The organism is Halobacillus sp., assembly GCF_049282395.1.
Classification (GTDB): domain Bacteria; phylum Bacillota; class Bacilli; order Bacillales; family Halobacillaceae; genus Halobacillus.
The window spans coordinates 1-6,061 of the sequence record NZ_JBAPTY010000064.1 but is presented as its reverse complement, the minus strand read 5'-3'; the positions used below and the strand labels follow the sequence as shown (position 1 = coordinate 6,061).

The following is a 6,061-nucleotide window of genomic DNA, read 5'->3' as shown; positions in this document are numbered from 1 at the left end:
CGTAACGGTGAATGACATCTATGCAAGCTATTTAAGCGAGCCTTACCCGGCACGTGCTGCTGTCGAAGTCAGCCGACTTCCTAAAGGTGCAAAAGTAGAAATTGAAGCCATTGCATCCCGTCAATAATGAAAAAGCAGAGCTCTGGAAGCTCTGCTTTTTTTAATCCTCATCTTTTACATCAGGGTCTTCTGGAATAGGTTCATTTAAATAATCTTGAATCATTTCCCTGTATTTCTCCATCTGTTCAACATGAGTACTAAATTGACTTTTATTAACAAGGTACTGTTCACCATCATAAACGGCTCGGATTTTATTCCCCCTGATCATCTTTAGCACATATTCGTATGGTAAATCTAAAAATTCGGCTGTTTCTGTTAGGGTTAAATACACTTTTACACCTTCTTTTCTCTACCTTTTTATTATAGGGTATCAAATGATAAATCATAACCCTCTACCACTATTTTTTGAAAAATGGCTTCGTTCCCGTATTGGTCTCTTCATCTCCAAACAAAGTGGCAGTTTGGACGTACTTACCTTTTTACAGCCTCTCCTTTTCAGAACCCACGGCTTTTATCCATTTAAATTAGCAGGTAGGATTCATTGCCAAATATTAGATTAGAATTTTATCACCCTTTTTAGTTTCTATATTACTATAATAGGGAAACTCTTATTTGAAACCCCAGAAAAATTACTAAGTGAGGTGTTCGATCATGAGTTCTACTGCATCTTCTAATGCGCAGAAAGCCAAAGATGCTAAAGAGGAAATAAAACCGTGGATCAGACGGCTGGCACGATTCGGCTATATGGCTAAAGGTGTTGTTTATGCCCTTGTAGGAATCCTTGCCTTTATGGCTGCTATCGGTGTAGGCGGTAAGACGACAGGTACTTCCGGCATGCTGAGATCCTTAGCAGGTGTACCTTCAGGCAATATCATTTTATGGATTATTGGAATTGGACTTATATGTTATATTGGCTGGGTTTTTATAAAAGCCATCAAAGACCCTACAAATGAGGGTACAGGGGCCAAAGGAATTATTTCGAGAGTCGGTTATATGGTGAGCGGAGTCGTATATGGAGCCCTTGCCCTCAACGCAATTAAAATTGCTTCCAATGCTGGAAGCAGCAGCGGTGGAGGTTCCAAGCAGACAATGTCCGCCAAACTGTTGGCACAGCCGTTTGGGGCCTGGATTATAGGAGCTATTGGAGTCATTATTATTGGATATGGTCTTTATGAATTTATTGGCGGGGCCACACAGAAGTTCCTAAAGAAATTCAGAACTGGCGAAATGGATCACCACGAATACAAAGTTGCTAAAAACTCAGGTACTGCAGGACTGATCGCGCGCGGATCTGTTTTGGGTCTCATTGGATATTTTTTTGTACAAACGGCTCTTACCTCCAATCCAGATCAGGCCAAGGGTCTTGACGGCGCCCTTTCTGAAGTAGCTTCGAACCCGTTTGGTCAATGGATACTGGGTGTAGTAGCAGCAGGATTAATTCTTTATGGAGTTTACCAGATTATTCGAGGACGCTACGAGCATATGAGCTTTGGTAAAAGAAAATAAAGCATTAAAAAAAGCCTTCCCATCTTGAATGGGAAGGCTTTTTTGATATATTGCCGCGAATGTACCGACGACCACATTCGTCGTTTAGCTTTAAAGCTCATACTTCGTCTTACGCAAACAGCTCATCGCATAACTACTATACCACTGATTACCGAATATGACAATAGCCGTGCTTTGAAGGCACCTCATATGCTATACTAAACAAATTAATACATGGTTCAGGAGGCTCTCATGCTAACATTTGAAGAAAAAGTATCCATCATTGAAGAATTTGATGAATTGGACAAAAAAGAAGTATCTTTAGGACGCTTAAATTATCATTTCGAAGAAAGTAAATATGATAAAAAAATTGTCGTCTACCGTCTGCATCCTAATGGAAATGGTTTTGTATATACGGGAGAATTAGAAGATTATCCGACGGATCAAAAAGGCATGACCAATATTAAAGATTTTGAAGCTGAGGACTTAAGAGCCATTATTCGTCAATCCATTGACTCCCTGTCGATGACTCAGGCAGAGAAAAACCCGGTCATGGAAGAATGGTTAAATCAGCACGACCAGGCTCTCGTTCTTATGAGAGAAGAGGACGGGTATAACGTATACGCAGAAGAACAGCTTGAAGGTACCTTCAACTCCTACGAAGAAGCTGTCAACTTTTTGGAGCAAGAAGGATTCAGCCGCCTGTAAGATGGGTATCTGAAACTGAGGGTATATTTGCCCAGTCGAATCGCAATTCCATTATCTTGGGCATACACTATTCTATATTCCGTAAAGTGTCCCAAAAAATGGAGGAGCAGATGAATAAATACGTGTATAACCAGAGTGAATGGCGGTCAGGATACCGATATTTTGTCGCAGCTCATGCCCAGGGGGATGTGAATGGTGACAATATCCAGGATCACATCTACCTGACAGGACAAAAGTTAGAAGACAGCCCTTATGTTACCCACATTACTTTAGTGATTCAGGACGGGTTTTCAAACCAGCTTTACCACATTCCCCTCTCAACCAATCAGGCTTACCAGCCCAGGATTTTCCTTGGAGATTTCACAGGTAATGGAATAGACGACATCTTAATAAGCATGAACTCTGGCGGCAGCGGAGGATTCGGTTATTACTACCTCTATTCCTTCGTAAATAATCAAGCCGTCCTACTGTTTGATTACGAGAAGTTTAATGAATGGTTTAAATATACAGTTACCTACAAAGATCAATACCGAGTAGAAATTGTCAATCAAACGCTTCAGCTATCTTATTTAATTGACCTCAGTAATCGTGATTCAGAATATTTAGCGGAAATCTATAATGAAAACGGAACGCTAAAACAGCCATTGAATGGATGGGTTTCAGGGTTAAATCAACTTTATCCCATTGATTTTGATGGCAACGGTGTATATGAACTCTATGCTTTACAGCGAGTCATCGGCAGGTATAGCGCTGACCAGCTAGGACTGATTCAGACACCTTTAGCTTTTAGAAATGGAACTTTTGAACCGTTTCTTCATAATCAATATGCTGCTGTACCTGGTGTAAAAGGGGGATGAACTTCCCCTTATCACACCCGTCTAAGTGACTTATTTTATTTACAAATGGGAGGATAACAATATGGCAAATCTTAATGAAAAAATGGCCGATTATTTTAAAGAACATCAAACTGTACTCGTCAACGAACTATTACCCCACACACTCGATCAACTCGAAATTGACTATTCTGAAGGAGATTTAAATTACCACTTTGATATGCTTCGCCGGCTGTTGGACCGTGTAGCCAAAAGTTTACTTAGAACGGATGAAGAAACAACAGCTGCAGAGATCGGTTATGACTCCGAAAATTATTTCTATTCAAAAGGTGTCTTACTAAAACAAACCATCGATGTCCTTAGCGTTTTCCGCCTGTCTTTACTTAAACATATGCGCAAAACCGACTTGGTTAATGAAGGGAAAGTGGAGGAAGGTTTCATCGTATCTGAGCAAATTGTGTACGCTTTTGATGCAGCAATCCGAGCAACTACTGAAAATTATAATAAAACAAAAGAAGAAGAACATGCTCAGATGGAAAAACATTTAAATGCCGTCTCTACTCCGGTAGTTCTTATCAACCATCATCAAGCTGTCCTCCCTCTGGTAGGAGAATTCTCACAAGACAGGTTCGAGGTAGTCATGGATCAAACGTTACATAAAGTTAAAGAACACAGTCTTCATATCCTTTTCATTGATTTTTCCGGTATTGCAGACTTTGATACGATCTTTATTAATGATCTGTTTAATTTAACCCGGACTATTGAACTCCTTGGGACACGCACGGTACTGACAGGCATTCGAACGGAAATGGCGATGGCTGCCATTCAGGCAGGAATGAATTTTGATCAGTTGGAAACTTACAGCGACCTGCGTCAGGCGCTTGAAGCAATAAATCAGGCGGGCTAAGATATTTCTGAAGTGTAAGGAGGGGAAAGTATGTTGCGAGTAGCTCTTTTAAGTAAATGGCATGTGCACGCTGTCGACTATGCGGCACAAGCTCAGGAAAATCCTAATATTATAATCTCATCTGTCTGGGATGAAGATCCCGTTAGAGGGAAAGAATGGGCAGAGGAATTGGAAGTTCCTTTCGTTCAGGATCTTACAACCCTTCTTTCTGATGAAAGCATTGATGCGGTGATTATCGCATCTCCTACGAATCAGCACAAGAACCTGATTTTAGCGGCTGCTAAACGTGGAAAACACATATTCACAGAAAAAGTATTAGCATTTACAATTGCAGACTGTGAACAAATCTTCGCCGCAGTAGATGCTGCAGGTGTTGAATTGATGGTCTCTCTTCCTCGTCTGGCCGATGACTATTTTATCTACGCAGAGCAAGCCGTGAATCAGGGGCTGCTGGGCCAATTAACGATGGTAAGATGCCGTGCGGCTCACAATGGAGCTGTCCCAACTGAAACCTCCCCTACAGGCTGGCTCCCCGAAACATTCTTCAACTTGGCTCAATGCGGAGGTGGAGCGATGATTGACCTGGGTGCCCATCCTATTTATCTAGCAAACCGGTTATTAGGTACGCCTTCCGCGGTTACCGGGCGTCTTCAGCAATTAACAGAACGGGGTGTCGATGATCAGTCGGTAGCTGTAGTTGAGTATTCTAATCAGGCTATGGCTGTTCTTGAGACCAGTTTTGTTTCTTCAAAAAGTCCGTTCCAGCTGGAGTTATATGGAACGGAAGGCACGCTTATGATTGAGAACAAAGAAATCCGAATTAAGAGCACAAAACTGGACACAGAAGAATGGACGAAGCCCGCCAAAGTTCCTGCCCTTCCCCTTCCTATGCATCAATGGGCAGCAGCGATTGAAGAAAACACCGCCCCTTCCATCACTAGAACGGATGCATGGAATTTAACTCTAATCAACCAGGGAGCAGCTTTATCTCAAAAAAGAAATAGACGGGTCGACTTGCAAGAGCTGACGCCTTCGAAATGAAAAATCCTCTGTCTCATACTATCCGGCACATGAGGCAGAGCCTAATTATCATATATCACGCACAAGAGTCACCAATTTTCGCTGCCGATTTTTGTACCATTCAGCCGAAGATTCCCCTGTATAGACGAATTTATTCTTCTGAAAGAAATGTAAGCTTCGTTCATTATCATCATAGACTTCCACATGCACCCGATCAACGTACTTACGCTGTTTAACTTCTGTTAAAAATAGATTCAGAGCCTTGGTTCCAATACCCTGATCTCTCTGAGAAGCTAGTACAATTCCAAGGTAATTCTTATCTCCATCAAAGAACAGCTCTATTTTTCCAAGAAGTTCACCATTGACTTCCACAGCTTTTATAAAATACTGAGGCTTCTCTCCACGAAAGTATTTCTCAAAAGAATTTAAAAAAAGTTCATATGTTCTCGGGTGTTCAATCCCGGTATTGATCTGGATCTCTTTATCAAGCTCCCATAAGTACATGGGCTGCAAATGAGATTTTTGAATATTTACAAGTTGGACGGTTTCAAGCACTTCAGCCACCTCCTAAAAATATTGAGCAAAAGCTATTTTTCTAAATGTAACACGAAACTTTTCCTGCATCTACCAGTCCAAATCGACTAATAATTGGTTTGATTGGGAGGTCGTTAGGGAAGCGATAGATATACTTATATAATATTAGGGCCCGATTTACACACTTATAAATACCCCTACATACGAGGTGACGATATGAAAAACGTAACAACTGTATTTTGGAGTGCACTGGCTATCTGTGCACTGGTAGTAGGATGGGGTTCCGTAGCTCCAGGCAATTTGGAGACGGTAACCACCGAAACAACTACCTTTATTGCTAATCGATTTGGCTGGTATTATTTATTAATTGTAATGGTCATTTTTCTGTTTTGTGTCTATTTAACTTTCTCTAAAATTGGACACCTGAAATTAGGAAAGAAGAATGAAAAACCCGAGTTCCCTCTCCCCACCTGGTTCGCTATGCTCTTTAGTGCAGGAATGGGCATGGGTCTCG

9 protein-coding genes are annotated in these 6,061 nt (G+C 41.3%); 7 read left to right on the top strand and 2 right to left on the bottom strand.

Annotated features, from left to right (window positions below; translation table 11 throughout):
• Positions 1-7: 7 nt before the first annotated feature.
• The gene (locus tag WAM07_RS03365; protein ID WP_422164778.1) at positions 8-127 is read left to right on the top strand and encodes a Rid family hydrolase; all 120 of its coding nucleotides are present in this window, start codon (positions 8-10) and stop codon (positions 125-127) included.
• 33 nt (positions 128-160) lie between these two features.
• On the opposite strand, the gene WAM07_RS03360 is transcribed toward WAM07_RS03365, so the two are convergent.
• Positions 161-391: an excisionase family DNA-binding protein gene (locus WAM07_RS03360; protein WP_422164776.1), complete on the bottom strand. Its 231-nt coding sequence runs from the start codon at positions 389-391 to the stop codon at positions 161-163.
• 320 nt (positions 392-711) lie between these two features.
• Between WAM07_RS03360 and WAM07_RS03355 the strand changes: the two genes are divergently transcribed.
• From WAM07_RS03355 to WAM07_RS03335, 5 genes are all read left to right on the top strand, one after another.
• Positions 712-1,566 carry a DUF1206 domain-containing protein gene (locus WAM07_RS03355; RefSeq protein ID WP_422164775.1) on the top strand — a complete coding sequence of 285 codons (855 nt, stop codon included), beginning with the start codon at positions 712-714 and terminating at the stop codon, positions 1,564-1,566.
• A 231-nt stretch (positions 1,567-1,797) separates the two neighbouring features.
• Positions 1,798-2,253 (top strand): hypothetical protein, encoded by a 456-nt coding sequence (locus WAM07_RS03350; RefSeq protein WP_422164773.1) that lies wholly within the window; start codon positions 1,798-1,800, stop codon positions 2,251-2,253.
• Between the two features lie 110 nt (positions 2,254-2,363).
• Entirely contained in the window at positions 2,364-3,110 is a 747-nt protein-coding gene (locus WAM07_RS03345) for a VCBS repeat-containing protein (protein ID WP_422164771.1), read from the top strand.
• Positions 3,111-3,171: 61 nt separating this feature from the next.
• Complete coding sequence (locus WAM07_RS03340; protein ID WP_422164769.1) at positions 3,172-3,993, top strand: STAS domain-containing protein; 822 nt, start codon at positions 3,172-3,174, stop codon at positions 3,991-3,993.
• Positions 3,994-4,023: 30 nt separating this feature from the next.
• Positions 4,024-5,034, top strand: a complete 1,011-nt coding sequence (locus WAM07_RS03335) for a Gfo/Idh/MocA family protein (protein ID WP_422164767.1) — start codon at positions 4,024-4,026, stop codon at positions 5,032-5,034.
• Between the two features lie 48 nt (positions 5,035-5,082).
• Here the strand turns inward: WAM07_RS03335 and WAM07_RS03330 are convergent, their stop codons facing one another.
• Complete coding sequence (locus WAM07_RS03330; RefSeq protein WP_422164765.1) at positions 5,083-5,568, bottom strand: GNAT family N-acetyltransferase; 486 nt, start codon at positions 5,566-5,568, stop codon at positions 5,083-5,085.
• A gap of 195 nt (positions 5,569-5,763) precedes the next feature.
• Here WAM07_RS03330 and WAM07_RS03325 point away from each other — a divergent pair.
• The coding region (locus WAM07_RS03325; RefSeq protein ID WP_422164763.1) for a BCCT family transporter at positions 5,764-6,061 on the top strand (298 nt) is incomplete at its 3' end.